Annotated in this window: 25 protein-coding genes and 1 tRNA gene; 17 read left to right on the top strand and 9 right to left on the bottom strand. The window is 69.3% G+C overall.

Annotation, left to right across the window (positions count from 1 at the left end):
* Positions 1-25: 25 nt before the first annotated feature.
* On the bottom strand, positions 26-841 hold the full coding sequence (locus VKT83_08085; GenBank protein HLY22414.1) for an enoyl-CoA hydratase/isomerase family protein: 816 nt from the start codon (positions 839-841) through the stop codon (positions 26-28).
* A 313-nt stretch (positions 842-1,154) separates the two neighbouring features.
* Between VKT83_08085 and VKT83_08080 the strand changes: the two genes are divergently transcribed.
* From VKT83_08080 to VKT83_08065, 4 genes are all read left to right on the top strand, one after another.
* A complete protein-coding gene (locus VKT83_08080) occupies positions 1,155-1,445 on the top strand; it encodes a type II toxin-antitoxin system prevent-host-death family antitoxin (protein HLY22413.1) in 291 nt (96 codons plus the stop codon).
* Positions 1,446-1,536: 91 nt separating this feature from the next.
* Complete coding sequence (locus VKT83_08075; protein ID HLY22412.1) at positions 1,537-1,884, top strand: type II toxin-antitoxin system VapC family toxin; 348 nt, start codon at positions 1,537-1,539, stop codon at positions 1,882-1,884.
* A 134-nt stretch (positions 1,885-2,018) separates the two neighbouring features.
* Positions 2,019-2,300: a type II toxin-antitoxin system RelE/ParE family toxin gene (locus VKT83_08070; GenBank protein ID HLY22411.1), complete on the top strand. Its 282-nt coding sequence runs from the start codon at positions 2,019-2,021 to the stop codon at positions 2,298-2,300.
* Between the two features lie 12 nt (positions 2,301-2,312).
* Complete coding sequence (locus tag VKT83_08065) at positions 2,313-2,618, top strand: HigA family addiction module antitoxin (protein ID HLY22410.1); 306 nt, start codon at positions 2,313-2,315, stop codon at positions 2,616-2,618.
* Between the two features lie 31 nt (positions 2,619-2,649).
* Here the strand turns inward: VKT83_08065 and VKT83_08060 are convergent.
* Both VKT83_08060 and VKT83_08055 read right to left on the bottom strand, forming a co-directional pair.
* Positions 2,650-2,724, bottom strand: a tRNA-Thr gene (locus VKT83_08060).
* Between the two features lie 559 nt (positions 2,725-3,283).
* Entirely contained in the window at positions 3,284-3,484 is a 201-nt protein-coding gene (locus VKT83_08055; protein ID HLY22409.1) for a hypothetical protein, read from the bottom strand.
* A gap of 157 nt (positions 3,485-3,641) precedes the next feature.
* Between VKT83_08055 and VKT83_08050 the strand changes: the two genes are divergently transcribed.
* On the top strand, positions 3,642-4,019 hold the full coding sequence (locus tag VKT83_08050; GenBank protein HLY22408.1) for an STAS domain-containing protein: 378 nt from the start codon (positions 3,642-3,644) through the stop codon (positions 4,017-4,019).
* 9 nt (positions 4,020-4,028) lie between these two features.
* On the opposite strand, the gene VKT83_08045 is transcribed toward VKT83_08050, so the two are convergent.
* Positions 4,029-4,187 carry a hypothetical protein gene (locus VKT83_08045; GenBank protein HLY22407.1) on the bottom strand — a complete coding sequence of 53 codons (159 nt, stop codon included), beginning with the start codon at positions 4,185-4,187 and terminating at the stop codon, positions 4,029-4,031.
* Between the two features lie 27 nt (positions 4,188-4,214).
* On the bottom strand, positions 4,215-5,957 hold the full coding sequence (locus tag VKT83_08040) for a gamma-glutamyltransferase (GenBank protein HLY22406.1): 1,743 nt from the start codon (positions 5,955-5,957) through the stop codon (positions 4,215-4,217).
* A gap of 327 nt (positions 5,958-6,284) precedes the next feature.
* On the opposite strand from VKT83_08040, the gene VKT83_08035 reads away from it, so the two are divergent.
* Genes VKT83_08035 through VKT83_08015 form a run of 5 tightly spaced genes read left to right on the top strand, consistent with a single transcriptional unit; the run spans position 6,285 to position 11,178 of the window.
* A complete protein-coding gene (locus VKT83_08035; GenBank protein HLY22405.1) occupies positions 6,285-7,250 on the top strand; it encodes a diacylglycerol kinase family protein in 966 nt (321 codons plus the stop codon).
* Positions 7,251-7,257: 7 nt separating this feature from the next.
* Positions 7,258-8,424, top strand: a complete 1,167-nt coding sequence (locus tag VKT83_08030; GenBank protein ID HLY22404.1) for a glycosyltransferase — start codon at positions 7,258-7,260, stop codon at positions 8,422-8,424.
* On the top strand, positions 8,421-9,590 hold the full coding sequence (locus tag VKT83_08025; GenBank protein ID HLY22403.1) for an MFS transporter: 1,170 nt from the start codon (positions 8,421-8,423) through the stop codon (positions 9,588-9,590). The genes VKT83_08030 and VKT83_08025 overlap by 4 nt, the downstream gene beginning before the upstream one ends.
* 11 nt (positions 9,591-9,601) lie before the next feature.
* Positions 9,602-10,321 carry a polysaccharide deacetylase family protein gene (locus VKT83_08020; GenBank protein HLY22402.1) on the top strand — a complete coding sequence of 240 codons (720 nt, stop codon included), beginning with the start codon at positions 9,602-9,604 and terminating at the stop codon, positions 10,319-10,321.
* Positions 10,318-11,178, top strand: coding sequence for a DMT family transporter (locus VKT83_08015; protein ID HLY22401.1), 861 nt, complete (start codon positions 10,318-10,320; stop codon positions 11,176-11,178). The genes VKT83_08020 and VKT83_08015 overlap by 4 nt, the downstream gene beginning before the upstream one ends.
* 5 nt (positions 11,179-11,183) lie before the next feature.
* On the opposite strand, the gene VKT83_08010 is transcribed toward VKT83_08015, so the two are convergent.
* Both VKT83_08010 and VKT83_08005 read right to left on the bottom strand, forming a co-directional pair.
* Positions 11,184-11,756 carry a hypothetical protein gene (locus VKT83_08010; protein ID HLY22400.1) on the bottom strand — a complete coding sequence of 191 codons (573 nt, stop codon included), beginning with the start codon at positions 11,754-11,756 and terminating at the stop codon, positions 11,184-11,186.
* 31 nt (positions 11,757-11,787) lie between these two features.
* Entirely contained in the window at positions 11,788-12,084 is a 297-nt protein-coding gene (locus VKT83_08005) for an MTH1187 family thiamine-binding protein (GenBank protein ID HLY22399.1), read from the bottom strand.
* A gap of 128 nt (positions 12,085-12,212) precedes the next feature.
* Between VKT83_08005 and pyk the strand changes: the two genes are divergently transcribed.
* From pyk to VKT83_07985, 4 genes are read left to right on the top strand one after another with little or no spacing between them, the layout of a single operon-like run.
* On the top strand, positions 12,213-13,709 hold the full coding sequence (gene pyk, locus VKT83_08000; GenBank protein ID HLY22398.1) for a pyruvate kinase: 1,497 nt from the start codon (positions 12,213-12,215) through the stop codon (positions 13,707-13,709).
* Positions 13,710-13,763: 54 nt separating this feature from the next.
* The gene (trxB, locus tag VKT83_07995; protein ID HLY22397.1) at positions 13,764-14,705 is read left to right on the top strand and encodes a thioredoxin-disulfide reductase; all 942 of its coding nucleotides are present in this window, start codon (positions 13,764-13,766) and stop codon (positions 14,703-14,705) included.
* On the top strand, positions 14,702-14,980 hold the full coding sequence (locus VKT83_07990; protein ID HLY22396.1) for a hypothetical protein: 279 nt from the start codon (positions 14,702-14,704) through the stop codon (positions 14,978-14,980). The genes trxB and VKT83_07990 overlap by 4 nt, the downstream gene beginning before the upstream one ends.
* 46 nt (positions 14,981-15,026) lie before the next feature.
* Positions 15,027-15,773 carry a 3-oxoacyl-ACP reductase family protein gene (locus VKT83_07985; GenBank protein ID HLY22395.1) on the top strand — a complete coding sequence of 249 codons (747 nt, stop codon included), beginning with the start codon at positions 15,027-15,029 and terminating at the stop codon, positions 15,771-15,773.
* Between the two features lie 39 nt (positions 15,774-15,812).
* Here VKT83_07985 and VKT83_07980 read toward each other — a convergent pair whose 3' ends face one another.
* On the bottom strand, positions 15,813-16,919 hold the full coding sequence (locus VKT83_07980; protein HLY22394.1) for an aminopeptidase: 1,107 nt from the start codon (positions 16,917-16,919) through the stop codon (positions 15,813-15,815).
* Positions 16,920-17,507: 588 nt separating this feature from the next.
* On the opposite strand from VKT83_07980, the gene VKT83_07975 reads away from it, so the two are divergent.
* Together VKT83_07975 and VKT83_07970 are read left to right on the top strand one after the other, a co-directional pair.
* The gene (locus VKT83_07975) at positions 17,508-17,894 is read left to right on the top strand and encodes a hypothetical protein (GenBank protein HLY22393.1); all 387 of its coding nucleotides are present in this window, start codon (positions 17,508-17,510) and stop codon (positions 17,892-17,894) included.
* Complete coding sequence (locus VKT83_07970; protein ID HLY22392.1) at positions 17,878-18,414, top strand: MGMT family protein; 537 nt, start codon at positions 17,878-17,880, stop codon at positions 18,412-18,414. Before VKT83_07975 ends, VKT83_07970 begins: the two co-directional genes overlap by 17 nt.
* Positions 18,415-18,531: 117 nt before the next feature.
* Here VKT83_07970 and VKT83_07965 read toward each other — a convergent pair whose 3' ends face one another.
* Positions 18,532-19,743, bottom strand: coding sequence for a DEAD/DEAH box helicase (locus VKT83_07965; protein HLY22391.1), 1,212 nt, complete (start codon positions 19,741-19,743; stop codon positions 18,532-18,534).
* Positions 19,744-20,202: 459 nt separating this feature from the next.
* Between VKT83_07965 and VKT83_07960 the strand changes: the two genes are divergently transcribed.
* The coding region (locus VKT83_07960) for a PDZ domain-containing protein (GenBank protein HLY22390.1) at positions 20,203-20,921 on the top strand (719 nt) is incomplete at its 3' end.

The following is a 20,921-nucleotide window of genomic DNA, read 5'->3' as shown; positions in this document are numbered from 1 at the left end:
TTCCGCAGTATGGCGATTTGTCCTCTCACTCGTACGGCGCGAACAGGCCGGCGCGCCAGGCCAGCGCCTGCTTCAATCCCTGCGACTTCCGGATCTCGTCGAACTGCGCAAACTCCGGCGAGACGGTCGCGTCCATCATCACGCACGCGGTCAGGCCGTACTCGACGGCCGCCCGGAACCCCATCGCCTCCATCGTGCGGTTGAGAGCCCGCTTGTTCCACTGCAGGCACGCGAGCGCCACCATCGACATCCGGCGGGCGAACCGCAGCGTCTCGGCCTCCAGCCGGTCCGGCGGGTGGATGTGGTTGACGAGGCCGATGCGGTAGGCTTCCTGCGCGTCGATCGTGTCGCCGGTGAACATCAGCTCCCGGGTCCGCGCGCCCCCGAGGATCCACGGCATGATCAGCGTTGCTACGCCCATCGAGAACCGCGTCTCGACCACACCGAACGTCGAATCCGTCGACGCGATGCGCACGTCGCACATCTGCGCCAGCTCGAGGGCGCCGGCGAGGCAGTACCCGCGGATCATCGCGATGACCGGCTTGCTGCACTCCCACGGCGCGAACGTGAAGCGCATGTCGCGGGACATGCCCCGCCGCCACTCCTCCAGATCCCGCCGCGAGCCCGCGCTGTCCTTGAGGTCGTAGCCCGCGGAAAAGGCGCGGCCGCCGGCGCCGGTCACGAGCAGCACCCGCACCTCCGGATCCGCGTCGGCCCGCCGGACGGCGTCCTCGAACTCGTCTTTGAGCCGGTTATTGAACGCATTGTGGCGCTCCGGCCGGTTCAAGGTGATGCGGACCACACGCTCGTCCCGCTCGTAGAGAATCTCGTCGTAGGTCAATCTGCACCCCCGTAGGCTTCGGGCCGCGCCGGACGTGGCGTACCCCTTTGTTTCGAAGCCGAAGGCAGATTACCCGTAGACCTTCAGGGCCGGGGCGCGATCGTCACGGGCGGAGGCACAGGCATCGGCCAGGCTTTCGGAACCCCATTATCTTGTTGGAGCCGGCGATCGGATTTGAACCGATGACCTGCGCATTGCGAACGCGGTTTTAGACAACCGCCAGGTTCTTAATTGTTCGTCCGGGTCACACACAGGTTATTTGCTCCGTCTCATTCAAATGGCTATAGCCATGGAGAGCCTACGGGAGCGTGCGATGCGAACGGTCAACGTGGCAGAGCTGAAAGATCGGCTGAGCGCCTACCTCAGACAGGTCCGCGAAGGCGAGGAAATTTTAGTCAAGGACCGGACACGCCCTATTGCCTTGATCGTTCCACTTTCGGCACGAGAGAGCGGCGATGCCGACATCGAGGCTCTCGTTGCGTCGGGTCGCGCCCGGCCGGCGCAGACTTCACTCTCGTCGGCGTTTTGGTCGCTGCCGGCGCCGCGCATCTCTCTTGCGAGGGCATCGGGGGCTGTTGCGGCTGACCGTGACGAGTCCGAGTAGCGCGTTCTGGGACACAAGGCCATCGTGCCTCTGTGCTTCCATGCAAGAGGCCAGTAGTGCCGTCCGAAAACTGAGCCGCGCGTTTTCTTCCATGGTTGTCTGGTGGGGTACGCCGGTAGAAGCGGTGAATGCGTTCGCGCGCTTGGCCCGTGAAGGCGCGATGAACGAAACGGGGCTGCACCAGGCCCGGACGCGCTTAGAAGCACTTCGCAGAACCTGGGTGGAGGTTCTGCCCACAGAAAGCGTGCGCGGCGTCGCGGAAACGCTTCCGATGAGGCTCGCGCTGCGAACCGGAGATGTGTTCCAACTCGCGGCCGCATTGATCTGGTGCCGAGAGCGGCCGAAAGGCCGGCCGTTCGTGTCCCTCGACCGCCGACTCGCCGAGGCGGCGCTTCAAGCCGGGTTTGAGGTCATGGCGAGACGAGTCGCAAAGAGCTGAGCGGCGGCTGCCGTTCGATCCAGGCGCCGGCGATCGGATTTGAACCGATGACCTGCGCATTACGAATGTTATCTGCCGCGCCCGGCACATCCAGCCATTGACAACTATTAACGCGATGCGTTATTATCTCGATTGTGATCCGGAGCTTTCGGGACCGCGACACAAAGGCGGTGTTTCAGCGGGAACCGTCCCGGAAATTCGCTTCGGACGTCCAACGGAGAGCGCTGATAAAGTTGGACATCCTGGACGCTGCAGAGTCCCTCGATGATCTCCGCGTGCCGCCGGGCAACCGACTCGAAAAGCTTTCGGGAGATCGGAGAGGCCAATTCAGCATCCGCATCAACGATCAGTGGCGAATATGCTTCAGGTGGACGGACGGAGACGCTTACGATGTTGAGATCGTCGATTATCATTGAGGGGCGACACAGATGAGAAAACCCAAGCTTCCTCCCATTCACCCTGGCGAGATTCTCAATGAAGAGTTTCTCAAACCCTTGAAGATTAGTCAGTATAGACTAGCGAAAGACATCAACGTCCCACCTCGCCGAATCAACGAAATCGTCCACGGGACCAGAGCAATCACTGCCGATACGGCGCTGCGGTTGGCGCGCTATTTTGGGACTTCAGAAAGGTTTTGGCTCAATCTCCAGGCGCGATATGATGTCGAGATTGAGAAAGATAAACTGGGACCCCGCCTATTTAAGGAGGTCGGAGTATTAACCCGGACTGGGTAGGTCCCGCTCAAGACTATCGAAGCTAGATGACTGGAGCCGGCGATCGGATTTGAACCGATGACCTGCGCATTACGAATGCGCTGCTCTACCGCTGAGCTACGCCGGCTCTGCTAGCAATGGAAGTATACAAGACGACGGCCTAGGCAACAACAGATGGTGGGACGAGATCACTTGCGGCGCGAGCGGGCCTTCTTCTTCTTCCTACTCTTTGCTTTGGCCAAGCGGGCCTGAACGCCGAGCATGGCGATGCGGCGACGCTCTTTGGCGCTAAGACGAAGGGCCCTGGCCCGCCCCCCTTTGCTTCCCAGTGCTGCCCAGATGCTGGACGTCTTTTTGCTTCGCCTCCGGCCTGCGGGCCGTGTCATCAAGCAACTCCCGGTCCCCCGCGCTCATTTTACTTGGCGACGGGTATACGGTCAACAGATTCGCGGGAGCCGAGCGAAGGCGAGGTTGAAAACGCGAGCGATCGGCGCCGGGCCGGCGCAAAGCTTGACGTGCCAACGGGGTAAATGGGGAATGGTTAGGCGTCCCAGCCGAAATCGCTCCCCCGTTCAACGTCAGGACATGCTTCGCGGGTCTCGCGCGGGTCCTCACGGAGGCACGGGCATTCCTTGGCCGGCAAGTCGGGTACCCCTGTGAAACTGGGTGGGAAGTTGCCGGAGGTCCTACAGCTTACCCTGCTGCGCGGGCCCGCTCGGCGCCGTCTTGCCGCTCTTCTTGGCACGGCGCGCTTCAACACCCAGCATCGCGATCCGGTGACGCTCGACGGCAGACAGGCGAGCCGCTCTCGCCTTGCCACCCTTCCGACCGAGCTTGACCCAGATGCTGGCTTTCTTCGTGGGTTTCGATCGCTTCTTCTTAGCCATCTATCAAATTATTCCCAATTGACACGACCGCCGCAAGAGATAAAATGATGACTTAGCCGCTAAGATAGGCGCGCCCACGGGCGTGTGAAGGATTTGTGAACGACGCGGACGGATTCTACGGGGTGCGCGGGGCGTATCCAGGGGGGAGAGCACCGCAATGGCGGCGGCATCGCATTGGTCGAATCAGCTGGTGGTCAGGCGGCAGGAACTCGGCGGCGCGGTCTGTCTCATCCTCACCGGAGAACTGGACCTCGCCAGCGTCGCCACGCTGCAGGCCCACTTCAAGGCGATCGCGCAGTCGGAAGATCACGTGATCGTGGATTTGAGCGGGCTCCGGTACATCGACTCCACCGGCGCGAAGACGCTCCTCGACGCGCACCGGATGCTGGCGCGGACGGGACGGCGGATCGCGCTGGCCGCCGTTCAGCCGATGGCGCGACGGATCATCGACGTGATGGGGATCGAGAAGGCAATTCCGATCTTCCCGACGGTCGAAGCGGCCCTCGAGTATCTCCGCGGCGAGAAGAAACCCTAACGGGGAACGCTACCTGCGCCAGTGCTCCATCAGCAGTAAGATACCGGCGATCAACGCGACGATGCCGGTCAACCGCCCTAAACTGAGAAACACGAACCCAGACGACTCGAGCCCCACCAGAATCAGATAGATCGCGAGCAGGAACATCCCCCAGTTGGCGATCCGCATCTCATCCCCTCGTCTGAGACGTGTCCGCTACCAGCCCATCGCGTAGCCGTTCCGGCGCGGATCCGCTCCGCCCATCATCCAGCCGTCCTCGCGCAGCACGATGCCCTGCCCGCCGCCGACCCGCACGGACCAGTCTTCCAGCATTTCGATCGAGTAGCCCCGCGCGGCCAGCGCCTTGCGCACCGGCGCGGGGAAGCGGCCCTCGAGCAGCAGCGTCTTGGGCGGCATCGGATCGCCGACGTCGTCCTTCCATCGGAACCGCGGGGCCGCGATGGCATCCTGGATGCCGCGGCCGAAATCGATGAGGCCGAGGATCATCTGCGCCGTCGTCTGCGGGATGCCGTACGACCCGGGCGTCCCGATCAGGAAGGCGAGCCGGCCGCCGCGGGCGGCGTGCGCCGGGCCAAGCGGATCGATCCCAAACGACTGCGTCGGGGCCATGGGGTTCTCGTGAACGCCGAACCCGTGCGCGGGACCGGACGGCGATTCGCGGCGCTTGTCGGGCGCGATGACGCGCGCGTCGCCGGGGATCAACGTGCACCAGTGATGGCCGTTGTTGAGCACGATGCCGGTGTCGCCGACGACCACGCCGGAGCCGTACCCGCTGCCGATCGTCTGCGTAATGTTGACCGCGAGCCCGCTCGCGTCCGCGGCCGAGAGATGCGTCGTCGACCGCTCGGGGGCGCGGCGCGCCTTCCGGATGCGCGCACGCACCGGCTGCCGGCCGCGCGCGGTCCGGCCGGCCCGGGACTTCGCGGCGCGGAGACGCCGGCGGACTTCGGCGCGCAGCTCCTCGACGCGTTCGTCCGACAGCATCCACGCGATCGGCACGTCCACGAACGCCGGATCGGCCACGTGGGCGTGGGCGTCTACGCGCGCGAGGCGGATCGCCTCCGCGGCAAGCGCCAGGTAGTCGGGGCCGAGCGGGTCGAGCTCGGCGACGTCGAACGCCTCGAGAATCCTGAGCGTCTGCAGAACCTGGACCGCACTGCTCGGCGGCGGCGTCGTGCGGATCTCGTACCCCCGGTATCGCGCCGCGACCGGCGGCTCCCAGCGCAGCACGCCCGGATAGGTCCGCAGGTCTTCCCTGGTCATCAGCCCGCCCTGCGCCCCGAGGTAGCCGGCGATCGTCTCGGCGAGCCGCCCCTCGTAGAACGTCTGCCAGCCCTCGGCCGCGATCGTCCGCAGCGTACCGGCGAGCCCGCTCTGGCGGAGCAGCTCCCCCGGCAGGTACGGCCGTCCGCGATTGAGGTACGTGCGCGAGGCGTCCGGAAACGGCAGGAGACGCTGCAGCACCGCGGACGTGCGCGCGTGGTCGAACGCCGTCACCGGCGTCCCGCGGTCGGCCAGCTCGATCGCCGGCTCGAGGACCTGCGCGAGCGGCAGGCTCCCGTAGTCCGACAGCAGGCGCGCCCATCCCGCGACGTTGCCCGGCACCATGGGCGCGAGCGGACCGAGATCCTGCGTCTCGACCGTGAAGAGATCGGGACGCGCGGCGCGCGGGCTGCGGCCCATGAAGTTCAGCGTGCGCGTCTCGCCGCCGGGCAGCGACAGGACCGCCAAGCCGATGCCGCCGACGCTCGAAAAGTACGGCTCCACGACGGTGATCGCGGCGGCCGTGGCAACCGCGGCGTCGACCGCGTTGCCCCCGGCCGCGAACATCCGCAGGCCGGCCTGCGTCGCGAGCGGGTTCGCGGACGCGACCATGCCCCGGCGTCCCGCCGCCTGAGGCCGCACTCCAAACTCGGACGCGCCGCACTCGTACGCCACCGCGCACCTCCAGAAAAACGTCGAGCCTGACGCACGTCGTGGTGCGCCGGGCAAGACACCATCCCTCGGACGCAACGGGCGGCACGGGGAAATGGCGACTCGAACGCGCTTCTACGCGCCGGAGACGATTCCTGGGCAGAAGCGCGCCGCGGTCCCGGGCGGGCGGGTGCGCCGCGCGGCTGCTTTTTAATAGGAAGGGACACGCCCGTCCGCGCGCAAAGTAACCGGGTTGTGGTTTGACATGCCGGGTCGCCACCGTCCATAATGAGACGGTTGTGTACATGAGTCCATCGCATATCACCCGGCCGCGGCGGAGGAGTTGACGGAATGGCTCTGACGCTGATTGTGGCCAACCTTCGGTCCGGCGGCGGACGCGCGCGCGACGCGCTGCCGCTCGTCACGAACGCGCTTCGGCGCGCCGGCCGCGAGTACGATCTCATCGTCACCCCGAACGCCGACTCGACGGCGTCCCTGCTGGCGGCCGCGCTGCGGTCCGACGAGCAGGACGTCGAGCAGGTCGTGGCGCTCGGCGGCGACGGCACGATCAACGGGGCGGTAAACGGCCTCGTGTCGAGCGGCACCGACGTCCCGCTCGGGATCGTCGCCTGCGGCACCGGCAACGAGACGGTCCGCTCGCTCGGGCTGCCGAAGAACCCCCGCACGGCGATCCAGACGCTGCTCCGCGGGCGCGTGTGTCCGATCGACGTGGGCGTCGTGAACGGGAGATATTTCCTCAACACGTTCGGGCTCGGCGCGGACGTCGAAGTGGTCAAGATGACGAACACGCTGCGCTCGCGCTACCGCTTCGCCCGCAACCGCTCCGTGTACTACGTCGCCGCGCTCATGCTGCTGTCGTCCGGCTTCGAGCCATTCGGCGTGGACGTCGAGGCCGGCGCGCGCTCCTTCAGCGGACGCGCGCTCATGATCGCGGTCGCCAACGGGCGCATCTACGGCGAACGCCTCTTGGCGCTGCCGTCGCCGAGCCTCACCGACGGGCTCCTGGACGTGTACCTGCTGCAAGAATTCGCGACGCGCCGGTTTCGCAAGACCGCGCGCCTTCTGCGGCGGCTTCCCGTGCCGGAGCTCAGCGTGCAGCGCTGCTCGCAGGTCACGATCCACCTCGACCAGCGCCGCGAGGCACAGGTCGACGGCAGCCTGGCCGGCGCGGCGAGCAGCTTCACGCTGTCGCTGCTGCCGGCGCGTCTTTCGGTGATCCACCCCGCACCGCCGGCGCTCACCGCCACCCCCGTCTTCACAACCGTGCCGGCCGGGAGCCTGGCAGGGCGCGCGTAGGGTCGGGATGCGGCTCGCAATTCTGTCCTGCAACTACGGCGGGGGGCACAAGCGCGTGGCCGAGACCGTCGCGGCCGAGTGGACCGCGCGTACCGGCGGCCGCGCCGAGATCGTCGACTACTTCGCCCGCTTCGTCCACCCCGTCTTCGACGCGCTGACCAAGTTCTCGTACATCCAGAGCGTGCGCCGCGCGCCGGGCCTCTACGGCCTGTTCTACCGGCTCACCGGCGAGATCCGGCCCGACTCCGCGACGCAGAAGTTCATCAACCGGATGGGCATGGACCGGCTCGAGCGCTACCTCGCGGAGGAATCGCCGGACGCCGTTTGCTGCGTGCACTGCACGCCGGCGGGCACGATGTCCGACCTCCGGCTCGCCGGCCGCACCGCGGTCCCGTGCCTCACCGTGATCACGGACTACGTCACCCACAGCCAGTGGATCCATCCCGCGGTCGACCGCTACTGCGTGCCCAACGACAGCGTGCGCGACGGCCTGGCGGCGCGCGGCGTCCCGGCCGGCCGCATCGTCGTCTCGGGCCTGCCGGTCGAGCGCAAGTTCCTCCGGCCTCTCGACCGCGGCGCGCTGCGGCGGCAGTACGGGCTCACATCGGACGCGCCTGTGGTCCTCGTCATGGCCGGCGCCTACGCGATGCTCGGCGGCGTCCTCGACGTGACGCGCGCGCTCGCGCAGTTGGCGCGGCCGATCCAGGTGCTCGTGGTGTGCGGCTACGACCGGCGCCTCGAGGACCAGGTGCGCGCCCGTGCGGCCGGCTCGCCGCACCCGTTCCACGTCGTCGGCTACGTGGACACGGTGGAAGAGCTGATGACCGTCAGCGACGTCCTCGTCACGAAGGCCGGCGGCGTCACGGTCGCCGAGGCGCTCGTGAAGCGGCTGCCGATGCTGATCTACCGGCCGATTCCCGGCCAGGAGGAAGGCAACACGCGCTTCCTGCTGGAGCACGGCGCCGCGCTCGCGCCGCGCACCCCCGCGCAGCTGGTGGCGTTCCTCGATCAACTGCTCGGCGATCCGGCGCGCCTCCGCGCGATGGCGGAGGCCGCGGGGTCGCTCGGACGGCCGGACGCCGCGGAGATCGTCATCACCGAGCTCGCCGGCCTGCCCTCGCTTCAGGGCGCACCCGCCACAACGTCCCTCACCATACCGCTCCCGGCCCGGTGACCGACCGCAGCGAAACCGGTCTACTGGCCGTTACCATTGCGCTCGTCGAGTTGGTACACGGTGCGCTCTTGTTCGTGCTGCTTCCCACCATGCTCACCGTCCGGTTCGGATGGGCGATGGGCACGACGGGCGCGGCCGTCTCCACGTACTTCTTCACCGAGGTCGCGCTCAAGCTGCTGGCCGGCTGGATGGTCGACCGGATCGGCACCCGCAAGATGCTGCTGTGGGGCTTCTGGATCTACGCCGCCTCGTTCGCGTGGCTGATCCTCGCCACCCACACCTGGGAGATCTTCGCGGCGCTCGCGGCGATGGGCGCCGGCGCCTCGCCCCTGTGGCCCGCGGCGCTGACCCGGCTCACGCGCGGCGCGGCCCCGCAGGTCGGCGGCAAGCTCGGACGCGTCTTCTCCACGTGGTTCCTCGGCGGCGGGCTGGGCGTCGGCATCGCGACGCTCGTCAGCCGCGCGCAGCACCCGATCTCGCTGCAGCTGTTCATTCTGCCGCTCCTTGCCGCGGCGCTGCTCGCGCTGCGCATCCGGCCGGAGCCCTCCGAGATCCATCCGACCGCCCGCGCGGCGCCGGGCCGCGCGCTGGCGGCGATGCTGCGGTCGCTCGTCATGCTCGCGGCGAGCCTCGTCCCGCAGATCATCGCCGCGGGTCTCCTGATCCCGATCGTCGTCCCCTACCTGGAGTTCTACCGCGGCCTCGACGAGCGCCAGCTGCTGATGCTGCTCCTGCTCGGGCCGGGGATGGGCCTCGCGCTCATGACGCACGCCGGGCACCTCGGCGACCGCCTCGGCTGGCGACGCACCTACGCGCTCGCGCTCGGCAGCGTCGCCGTGCTGCTGCTGCTGATCCCCCTCTGCGGCTCCAACCTGTGGCTGCTCGCGGCCGACTTCGCCGGGATCGGCATCGGCTACGCGTTCGTCCTGCCCGCCTGGAACAGCATCCTCGTGCGCCTCCTGCCCCAAGACGTGCGCGGCGCCGGCCTGGGGTTCGCGATGACGATCGAAGGCATGGGCGGCGTGATCGGACCGCTGATCGGCGGCCTCTTGTGGGAGTGGACCAGCCCTTCATCGCCGTTCTTTTTGAGCGGCGGCCTGCTGCTGATCGCCGCGGCCGCCTCCACCCGCTGGCGCGTCGACCCCGCCGAACGCGTCGAAGCGTAGCGGATCGCCGGGTGACCCGCGGCCTGCGCGCGCGACTGCTCACCGCGGCCGGACTGCTCGTCGCGCCGGTCACCTACACGCTCGGCGCGCAGTTCGTCTCCGGCACGCTTGCGCGCGGAGTCGTGAAGCGCGGCCCGCGCCGCCGGCAGGTCGCGCTCACGTTCGACGACGGACCAGATCCCGCGTACACGCCGCGCATGCTCGACGCCCTCGGCGAGGCCGGTGTGCGGGCGGCGTTCTTCCTCGTGGGCCGGCACGTCGAGGCGGCTCCGGAGGTCGCCCGCGCCATCGCCTCAGGCGGCCACGACCTCGGCAACCACACCTACAGCCACCGCCACTTCTGGACGCTCGCGCCGGGTCCGTCGCGGGACGAGGTCGACCGCGGCGCCTCGGCGATCGCCGACGCGACCGGACAGGCGCCCCGATACTTTCGCCCGCCGTGGGGCACGTTCAACTGGGCCGCCTACGCGCGCGCCGGACAGATCGGCGAAACACGCGTGCTCTGGTCGGTGCGCCCGGAGGGGTGGCTCGCGCCGGCGCCCGCCGGCCGGATGACGGCATTCGTCGTCGCGCGTGCGCACCCCGGCGCGATCGTGGACCTGCACGACCGCGGCGGGCATCCGTCGACGCCCGCGGAGACCTGCGCGGCGCTGCCGGCTATGATCGCAGGGCTCAGAGACCGCGGCTTCGAGGTGGTGCCGCTCCGGGAGCTGCTGGCCGCCGAACCGTGACCGCCGCGGCGCTGGGACTGGTGCTCGCCGGCGCGTTCGTCCACGCGCTGTGGAATCTGATCGCGAAACGCGTGCAGGCCGGCGCGGCGTTCGTCTGCCTGTTCTCGCTGGTCGCGGTGTGCGTCTACTTTCCGCTCGCCGTGGCGATCGTGCTCTGGCAGCGGCCCCACATCGGTCCTGTTCAGCTGATCTTCATCGGCGGCACGGCCGTGCTGCACACCGGCTACTTTTTGGCGCTGCAGCAAGGCTACCGGCTCGGCGACCTCTCGCTCGTCTACCCGCTCGCCCGCGGCACCGGCCCGATGCTGACGACCGCGGCGGCGATGGCCTTCTTCGGGGAACGGCCGGGACCGATCGCCCTCGCCGGCACCGCTCTCATCGGCGGCGGCATCGTTCTCTTGACGACGGGGCCGGACGCGTGGCGCCGGCCGAACGCCCGTCACGCGGCGGCCTACGCGCTCTTCACCGGGCTGTTCATCGCGGGGTATTCGCTGTGGGACAAGCGCGCGGTCACGACGTACGCGATCCCGCCGGTCGTGCTGGACTGGGGCGACAACGTCGGGCGCGCGGCGATCTTGGCGCCGGTCGCGCTCGCGCGCGGCGCCGGGCTCCCGGACGTCTGGCGGCGCTACCGCCGCGAGATCATCCTGGTCGGCACGCTGAGCCCGATGCCGTACATTCTCGTCCTGAGCGCGATGGTCTTCACCCCCGTGAGCTACGTCGCGCCGGCGCGAGAGATCAGCATCCTCGTCGGCGCGCTCATGGGGACGCGTCTGCTCGGCGAGGGCGACGCCGGGAGACGGCTCGTCGCGGCCGGGGCGATGGTCGCGGGACTGGCGGCGCTCGCGGTGGGGTAGGGCCGCTAGGACGCGTCTTCGGGCGCGCCGTCGTCGAGGACACGCCGGTCGGCCCGATGCGCGACGAGGCGCTCGATCGTCGCACGCGTCAGCCAGACCTGGCGGAGCTCGGTCCGGCGGCCTTCGGCAAGCCGCTCCCGGCCTCCGGGATGGTACCGCGCCAGCAGAAATCGCTCCCACCACGTCAGCCACCACCGTGTGAACGCCGGAAGCGGACGGTTCTCGAACCCGGCCCGCGCGGCCTCGGCCCAGAACAGGCTCGCGCCGGAGAGGGCCTGGATGTCCCGGTACTCGGGCCGCTCGCGGAGGTCGCGGGCGAGCGGCGCCATCGTCCGAAAGAACTCCCGCCGGAACTTCAGCCCGACCCGGCCGGCTCCGTGCAGACGGGCCACCCGCTCGTTGACCATGTGAAACTCGGCGACCGGGTCGCCGGGGTTGACCACCGTGCCGTCGCGGAGTTCCACGCGCGGGCCGTGGTGCCGCACGACCTGCAGTTTCAGGATGTAGCCGCCCTCGCCGATTTCGCGGATGTCGAACCGCCGCTCGAACCAGCGATCGAGCCACGCGACCCAGTTCATCGCGCCGCCCAAAGCCACGTCGGGACGCGGATCATGGCCGTGCCATTCGGGCCCGCACCGAGCGCACCTTGGCTTCGATCGTGGACGGCGCGTCGCGCCGGTCGTCGATCTTGATCACGGTCGAAAGGCGCCGGGCGCCGCTCGCGAAGAGCGCGGCGTGAATCTCGGGGACGAGCGCCATCAGGGTGGCGAGGTCGCCCTCGACGACCGTGTACATGGCGTTCAATTCGTAGCGCAGCCCGCTCCGCTCGATCACCCCGAGCGCTGTGGCGACGAATTCGCCGACGCCCGTGGAGCCCGTCCCGACCGGGGTCACGCTGATCGCCATAATCGCCACCGCCGCACCTCCGCGTCCGGCCGGTCCCGTCGAGGCGGGCCTGCCCACTCACATGTTCGCCGCGCAGCGGCCGAATTCCGAACGGGTTCGCAGACAGCCGCGGCGAATCCGTGGGGAGCATGCCCGAGACCCGCCAGACCCTCGAACGCCTCAGACGGACCAAGATCGTCGCGACGCTCGGCCCGGCGAGCGAGGCCGAGCCCGTGCTGCGCCGCCTCATCGCGGCGGGGATGGACGTCGCCCGGCTCAACTTCTCGCACGGCACCCGCGCGGAGCACGGCCGCACGATCCGGCTGCTGCGCCGGCTCGCGCGGGAGACGGGGGCGCCGCTGGCGATCTTGCAAGACCTGCAGGGCCCGAAGATCCGCGTCGGGCAGCTTGCATCGCCGATCGACCTCAAGGACGGGACCGCGGTCACGCTGACCACGAGACGGACGGACGGCGCGGGGCGGATTCCGGTGCCGTTTGCCGGCCTCGGCCGCGCCGTCCGCCGGGGATCGCACATCTTAATGAAGGACGGCACGATCGAGCTGGTCGTGACGGGCCGGCGGGGCGGCGAGATCCTCTGCCGCGTGGTCCGCGGCGGAACGCTCGGGGCCCACCAGGGCGTCAACCTCCCCGGCGTGCGGATCCGGTCCCGGGCGCTCACCCCAAAGGATATCGGCGATCTCAAGTACGGCCTGCAGCACGGCGTGGACGCGGTCGCGCTCAGCTTCGTGCGCACCGCGGGAGACATCCGCCACGCGCGGCGGGTGCTGCGCCGGCTCGGCCGGGCGGTGCCGCTCGTCGCGAAGCTCGAGAAGGCGGAGGCCATCACGAATCTCGGCGAGATCGTCGCGGAAGCCGACGCGGTCATGGTGGCGCGCGGCGATCTTGGGGTGGAACTGCCGGCCGAACGGGTCCCGCTCTTGCAGAAGCGGATCATCCGCCGGGCGAACGCGCGCGGGATCCCGGTGATCACGGCGACGCAGATGCTGGAGTCGATGGTGCGCGCGGAGCGGCCGACGCGCGCGGAAACCTCCGACGTCGCGAACGCCGTTCTCGACGGCACGGACGCGGTCATGCTGTCGGCGGAAACCGCCGCCGGCCGGTATCCGGTGCAGGCCGTCGAGGAGATGGCCCGGATCGCCCGGGCGGTGGAAGACGGCGCGGGCCCGGCCGGTTATATGAGCAGACCGGGGGGCTCCGCCGAGGGCGCCGGGCCCGGCCGCACCGGACCGCGGCGGCTCGCCCGGCCGAGCGTGCCCTACGCGATCGGAGGGGCGACGCAGGCGCTCACGGAGGACCTCGCCGTCGTGCTCGTCGTCGCGATCACGACCACCGGCCGGACGGCGCGCCTGCTCTCACAGCGGCGCCTCACCGCCCCGGTCCTCGCGTGTACGGAAGACGAGGGGGTCGCGCGGAGCCTCGCGCTGTGGTGGGGGGTCGTGCCGCTCGTGGTCCCGTTTCAGCCGACGACCGAGGCGATGATCGGCCTGCTCGACCGCGAGATCGTCCGCCGGCGCCTCGCGCGGAAAGGCGACGCCGTCGTGGTCGTCGGCTCGGTCCCCGTGATCGGACGCGGGCGCACCAACTTCGTGCAGGTCCACCGGCTCGGGTTCGCGCGGGCGCGGTGATGGGGAAGATTCAAGCGCGCCCTGACGTTCCAGGCAGGGAGAGGTGACGCATCGGTGACGGATGAGACGCGCGACGACGCCCACAATGTCGTAATCTTAGGCTCCGGCGCCGCCGGCCTGACCGCGGCGATCTACGCGGCGCGGGCGGCCCTCCGGCCGATCGTGGTCGGGGGCAGCCAGCACGGCGGACAGCTCACGCTGACCTCCGACGTCGAGAACTTCCCCGGCTTCGAGCACGCCATCCAGGGCCCCGACCTCATGGAGGCGATGCGGAAGCAGGCGGAGCGATTCCAGGTCGAGTTCATCAACGGCGACGCGACGTCGGTGGACTTCCGCCGCCGGCCGTTTCAGGTCGTCGCCGGGGACGAGACGCTGCTCGCCCGCGCGGTGATCATCGCGACCGGCGCGGGCACCAACTGGCTCGGCCTGGCGAACGAGCAGCGCCTCGTCGGCCACGGGGTCTCGTCCTGCGCGCCGTGCGACGCGTTCTTCTTCCGCGGCAAGGAGGTCGCCGTCGTCGGCGGCGGAGACTCCGCGATGGAAGAAGCCCTCTTTCTCGCGAAGTTTGCGACCAAGGTGACGATCGTCCACCGCCGGGACGCCTTCCGCGCCAGCAAGATCATGATCGACCGGGCGCTGCGCAGCGAGAAGATCGGCGTCCGCTGGAACACCGTGGTCGAGGACGTGCTCGGCGACGGCGAGGTCAAGGGCGTGCTCCTGCGCGACACCGTCTCGGGCCGCGGGGAGGAGTTCCGGACGGACGGCCTGTTCGTCGCGATCGGCCATCATCCCAACACGGAGCTGTTCCGCGGCCAGATCGAGCTGGACGCGAACGGCTACATCGTGCTGGACCATCACTCGATGACGAGCGTCGACGGGGTGTTCGCGGCGGGCGACTGCCACGACCACCGCTACCGCCAGGCGATCACCGCCGCGGGCTACGGCTGCATGGCCGCGATGGACGCGGAGAAGTACATCGAGGCGCGCCACGGATGAACGAGGCCCTCTGGGACCTCTACCAGCGGATCTGCCAGGACGAGATGGTCCCCCTCGAAGAGTTCGTCCGGCGCCTCGCCGCGGGCGAGTGGGGCGCCTACCCGAAGGCCGACGTGCTGGAGCTCCTCGGGGAGCTCGAGACCATGATGCTCGCGAACATTCAGATGAAGATGCACGAGGGCGCGCGGTTCGCGGAGATGGCCGACGAGGTCAGCGAGCAGACGCACGCCGAGTTCGAGAAACTCACGTCGTTCGTCGACACCGCGTTCCCGTAGGCCGTGCCCCGACCGGCGGCGCCGCGGGAACGGCGGGCGTGACGGCGTGGAACTGGACGGCCTGGTCGCGGTCGTGACCGGCGCGGGCCGGGGCCTCGGGCAGGCGATCGCGGAGCGGTTCGCCGCCGAAGGGGCGCGCGTGGCGCTGTGGGACGTCGACGCGGCCGCCGCGAACGCGGCGGCCGCGCGGCTTGACCCCGACGGCGGCCGGGCGACCGCGGCGCGCGTGGACGTGACCGACGAGGCCGCGGTGGACCGGGAGGTCTCCGAGACGGTCGCCCGCTTCGGCCGCCTCGACGTCCTGGTCAACAACGCCGGCATCTCCCGCCACCGCCCGCTCGCCGAGATGACCGTGGAGATGTTCGAGGCGGTCATGCGGGTGAACGTCACCGGGACCTTTATCTGCTGCCGGGCCGTGGTGCCCGTCATGAGGAAGCAGGGCCGCGGCAAGATCGTCAACGTCGCCTCCCTCGCCGCGCGAACCGGCCGCCCCGGCGTCGCGGTCAACTACGCCGCTTCAAAAGGCGCCGTGATCTCGCTGACGCAGACGCTGGCGCGGGAGCTCGGGCCCGCGGGCATCTACGTCAACGCGGTCGCCCCCGGGCCGATCCTGACCGACCAGACGCGGCAGTACGCGCCGGACGTGTTCGCGGCGTGGAACGCGGGACGGGCGGTCGGGCGGGACGGCACGTCGGCGGACGTCGCCGACGCGGCCGTCTACCTCGCGTCCGGCCGGTCGGACTGGGTGACGGGCGTCACCCTGGACGTGAACGGCGGGATCCTGATCCGCTGACGCGGGCCTGCGAGGCCCCGGCAGGCCGGGGCGTGGCCTTTAGCTTAGGAAGCGGCCGTTCCGATAGACGACTTCACCGTCCGCGAAGGCCTCACAGCCGCCGGCGCGCAGGTCGAGGATCATGTCCCAGTGCAGCCCGGACTGGTTCTTGCCGCCGGTGTCCGGATAGGCCGCGCCGAGCGCCATGTGGAGCGTCCCGCCGATCTTCTCGTCGAACAGGATGTTCCGCGTGAACTGCTGGATGTCGTAGTTGAGACCGAAGGCGAACTCGCCCAGGACGCGCGCGCCGGCGTCGATGTCGAGCATGGAGCGGAGGAACTCTTCGCCCTTGTCGGCGGTGGCGTCGGTGACCCGGCCGTCCTGGAAGGTGAGGCGGATGCCGGTCACTTCGCGGCCGCCGTAGATCGCCGGGAACGTGAACCGCACGGTGCCGTTGGTGGCGTTCTCGACGGGGCCGGTGAAGACCTCACCGTCGGGGAAGTTGTGCTCGCCGGCCGCGCTGATCCACGTCCGGCCCCCGACCCCGACCGTCAGGTCGGTGTCGGGGGCCACGATGCGGATCGTCTTGACCTTCCCGATCCGCTGCGCGACCGCGGCCTGCTCGCGCTCCACGCGCTGCCACTCGGCGACGGGGTCGTCCTTGTCGACGTGGCCGGCCTTGTAGACGAAATCCTCGTAGTCGCTGAGGGACATCTCGGCTTCCTGCGCGTCGGCGTGCACCGGGGCCTGGGTCAGGCACCAGCGCAGCTCGTGCCTGGCGGCCCGCTCCATGAAGCGCGTCATGATCTCGCGCGTCGCCTCGCGGCGGATCCGCATCCGCTCGGGCGGAATGCGCGTGAGCGCCCGGGTGTTGTAGGCACCGAGGTACCGGAGCTCGCAGTTGAGGACCTCGACCTCGCGGCGGTCCAGCTCCGAGAGGAACCGCAGCTGCTCGTCGCTCGCGAGCTTGAGAAAGATCTCATCGAGGCCATCGATCGTGCAGCGCACCGTCGGGTGCCCGCCGGCCTGCAGCACTTCACGATAGGCGGCGGCGATGTGCGGCGCGGCGATCGCGGGGCCGCCGATCCGGACGAGATCGCCTTTCCGCACCTTCATGGAGTAGTGGACGAGCACACGAGCCAGCCGGTCGACCCTGGGATCTGCCATGGAGTCCCGGTTCCGCTCGGGGGGGTGGCCATCCTCCGGCACGGAAACGCCGGCGGCGGGCCGGAAGATCAGGGGGACTGACGCGGGGACGCGCGAGAGACGGCCGGAGGGCCCTGCCCTACAGGGCAGCGCCCTCCGGGTGAAACCCGGATAAGACGCGATTTAGCGCTTCTTGCCCTTTTTGGCTGCCTTCTTCTTAGCTGCCACGGATTGGGCCCTCCTTTCGATTTTTGGTGTCCAGGGGGGCCTCTCTGCCCCTCGGATAACGCACATACGACAGTCATTACTATTTTCCTGCCGGGAAACCGAGAAAATTTTCAATAAAAGGAGAGAACGGGAGGACCACGGCGGCTATACCCGGTATTCCAGGGAATCTCCTTGGGATGAGGTGCACCCGCCAAGTTGCAAGTTGCGTGACCAAACCCTTCCGAACGCGCGTCCGATACGGCCCAGCGGGTGTTCCGCACAGCGGAACGATAGCGGTGTCTCAGCCGCACGGCCCTCACCGGGGCCTGACGCTGAGAAGAATTCTCGGTCGTTTTTGGGGGTCCCCGCCTCCTCCGCGGTAAATACGATCCTATGAGGCCCGTGAAACCCCCGGTATTCGGCCTACGGCCGGCGGCCCGAGCACGCGTCCCGGCGGCCGCCGCGCTCATCGCCGCGGCGCTTTTCGCACATCCCGGTGCCGCGACCGCACCGCCGGGCAGTCTCACCGAAGGCGCGATCGAACACGTCCGCGGCGTCTACCTCCAGCAGGCGATCGAAATTGCCACCGTGGGAACGCGGACGGTCCGGCTCACGCGTATGACAAGGTTCCGCCGATGCGGCCGGGTCCGCGGGATGGCCGAAGACTTCAACGGTCACCTCGTCGAGGTCGTCGGACGGGAAGTCGCCGATATCGGCTTCGTGGCCGGGCTGGTGAACACGCTCGATGGGTGCCCGCCGGCGGCGCTCGGTCGTGGGCCGGCGGACTAGCTTCCGGCGGGGAAATGGGCGCCCGTCCGCGCAGCGGCAGCCGTCGGACTTCCGGCGGCTCGTGTACGCGGTGCTGCGCCGCGTGCCGCGCGGGCGCGTCGTCACGTACGGGGAGCTGGCGCTCATCGCCGGACGGCCGCGCGCGGCGCGCGAGGTGGGCTGGATCGCGTACGAGGGCGGCCGGGGGCTCCCGTGGCAGCGCGTCGTCAACCGCTTCGGCGGACTGGCCATCGGCTACGGCGGCCACGACGGCCGTGCGGCGCACAAGCGCGATCTCACCAGGGAAGGCGTGCGCGTTCGCCGCAATCTGACCGTGGATCTCCGCCGCTACCAATGGTGGCCCGACGACGCGCTGTGCCGGCGGCTCGGTCTCGGGTTCGTAACGCTCGCGGCGATGTCGGCGGCCAAACGGCGGCCGCCGCCCAATCCGCCGCGGTCGCCCGCAGACGCTCGCGGCCGGCGCGCGGCGCGGCCGGCCGCGGTGAAGAGACGGTTTCTGCCCGACTACCCCGGGCAGTGATCAGCGCAGGGGACACTCGCGAAAACGAGAGGGGCAAATGGACCGGGCCGGGCGGCAACAGCCGCCCGGCCCGGAACGCCTACAATCGCTCAGTTACGCCGGCCGCCGCCCGGTTGCCTAGTTGGCCGTCGCCCGCGCGTAGAGGTTCAGCGGATGACGCCGCAGCGCCGGCCCGATCGCGCGCTGCAGGGCATCGAACACCTCGAGATCGTACTGCCCGACGAACGTAATCGCGGTACCCGGCCGGCCGGCCCGCGCGGTGCGGCCGATGCGGTGGACGTAGGTCTCGACGTCCTCCGGGACGTCGAAGTTGATGACGTGCGAGACGTCGGGCAGGTCCAGGCCGCGGGCCGCGACGTTGGTCGCGACCAGCACGCGGGACCGCTTCTGCTCGAAGGCGCGGAGGGCTTTCATGCGGGCGCCTTCCATCATACCGCCGTGCAGCACCGCCGCCCCGGGGATCGCGCGCGCCAGCCGGTCGACGCGGTGGCGGGTCCGGCGGAACACGAGCGCCGACGTGATCTCGGCGCGGGACAGGAGGGCGCGCAGCGCCCGTACCTTGTCCTGCTCGGCGACCTCGAGGTAGAACTGCTCCACGCTGTCGACGGTCTGCGCGGCCGAGGCGATCCGGAACCAGATCGGGTCGCGCATCTGCCGGTGGGCGATCTCATGGATCGCCGGCGGCATGGTCGCGGAGAACAGCGCGGTCTGCCGGCCCGACGGCGTCTGGCGCAAGATCCGCGTAACGTCGGGCAGAAAGCCCATGTCGAGCATCCGGTCGGCCTCGTCCAGGACCGCGACCCGCACGCCGTTGAGACGGAGCGTGCCGCGCTCCATGTGGTCGAGCAGCCGGCCGGGCGTGGCGACGACCACCTGCGGCCGCCGCTTGAGGTCCTCGATCTGGCGAATGATGGAATGGCCGCCGTACACGGCGACGGCCCGCACCCCGCGCTCGCGCCCGAGGGCGTTCAGGTCTTCCGTGACCTGGACCGCCAGCTCCCGCGTCGGCGTGAGGACGAGGGCCTCGGGCACGCCGATCCGCGGAGTCTCCCCGTTGGTGCGCCCGACCTCGGCGCGGTCGACGATCGGGATGCCGAACGCCCCGGTCTTGCCCGAGCCGGTCTGGGCCTGGCCCACCAGATCGGCCCCCCGGCGCATCACGGGAATCACCTGCATCTGAATGGGCGTCGGCTCCTGCCAGCCGATGCGTTGGATGGCGCGCAGCGTCTCGGGGCGAAGCGAAAACGACTCGAACGACGTCTTGGGATCTTGCGGGGACTGCGAGGCCTGCGATGCTAGCGACTGCGGTAATTCGTCAGATCGTTCCATGACTGACTCACTAATATGCGTTCCCTCCCTCGTGTTCCGGCCTGCGCCGGACGGCGGCCGTTCGCCCCGCGGAAACGGGGCTGCGAGCCGCTCAAACGTTGATGCCGGCAACTTGCGCGTGTCCCGCCGGCACCTACCGCCACGAAGAAAGGCCCTGCGACACACTCGCGGCGGACCGTTCCCGGGTCCGCCGCCAACGCATGTATGACGACATGGATATTATATAATGGAGGAACCCTGGAAGCAAGGGCTTCGGGGGCAGGGCGACGAACGCCGGGGAGCCGGACGAAACGGAACTCTCGGAGGGACCGGGACCGTTATTTTCCACGGACACTAGAGGGCGGCGGAAGGTCTGAGACCTTCGCATTTTCCACATACTTTCTTCGCAGCTTTTTCAACGCCGGCCGATAGTGTGAAGGCCACAACGGCCACAACCTAACCCGCCAAGGGGGGAGCGTCATGCACCATCCGATTCGTGCGGCATCCAAGAGCTGGCTGGCACTCTTGATTGCCGTCGTTCTCACCGCCGCGGTCACCGGCGGCATCGTCCCGGCGCACGCCGCGACCGGATCGCTCGTCTTCTCCGCGATCGCCGTGCTCGAGCGCAACTACGTCGATCAGATCCACCCGACCGAGCTGCTGAATGCCGCGATCGCGACGCTGCGCCGGCAGACCCACGCCGGCCCGGGCGTCCTGCCGGACATCCCGGCGGGCACCGGCACGACGGAAGCCGAGCAGCAGTTCCTCGCAGAGTTCGACCGCGCCGTGCAGACGGGCATCGAGCCTCAGGACCAACTGGCCTACGACGCAACCGCGGGCATGCTCGCCTCGCTTCACGACAGCCACGTGTACTACATGGATCCGACGCGGTTCCAGGAAAACCGGCAGTCCTTGAACGGCAACCCCGGATTCTCGGGCATCGGCATCATGATCACCGGCGAGACCGACGCCTCGGGCACGCATTGGGTCTTCGTCGACAACGTCTTCCCCGGCTCCCCGGCCGAAGCGGCGGGTCTCAAGCGGTTCGACAAGATCATCGGCGTCGGCGGCACGTCGCTGCGCGACGCGACCGTGCAGCAGGCGAGCCAGTTGATCCGCGGGCCGGCCGGCTCCCCGGTCGTCCTGACGATCGAGCGGGCAGGTCAGGCCCAGCAGGTCACCGTCACCCGCGCGTCGAT

This window comes from bacterium (genome assembly GCA_035308905.1).
Lineage (GTDB): Bacteria > Sysuimicrobiota > Sysuimicrobiia > Sysuimicrobiales > Segetimicrobiaceae > DASSJF01.
This window is presented reverse-complemented; position numbering and strand designations above follow the sequence as displayed.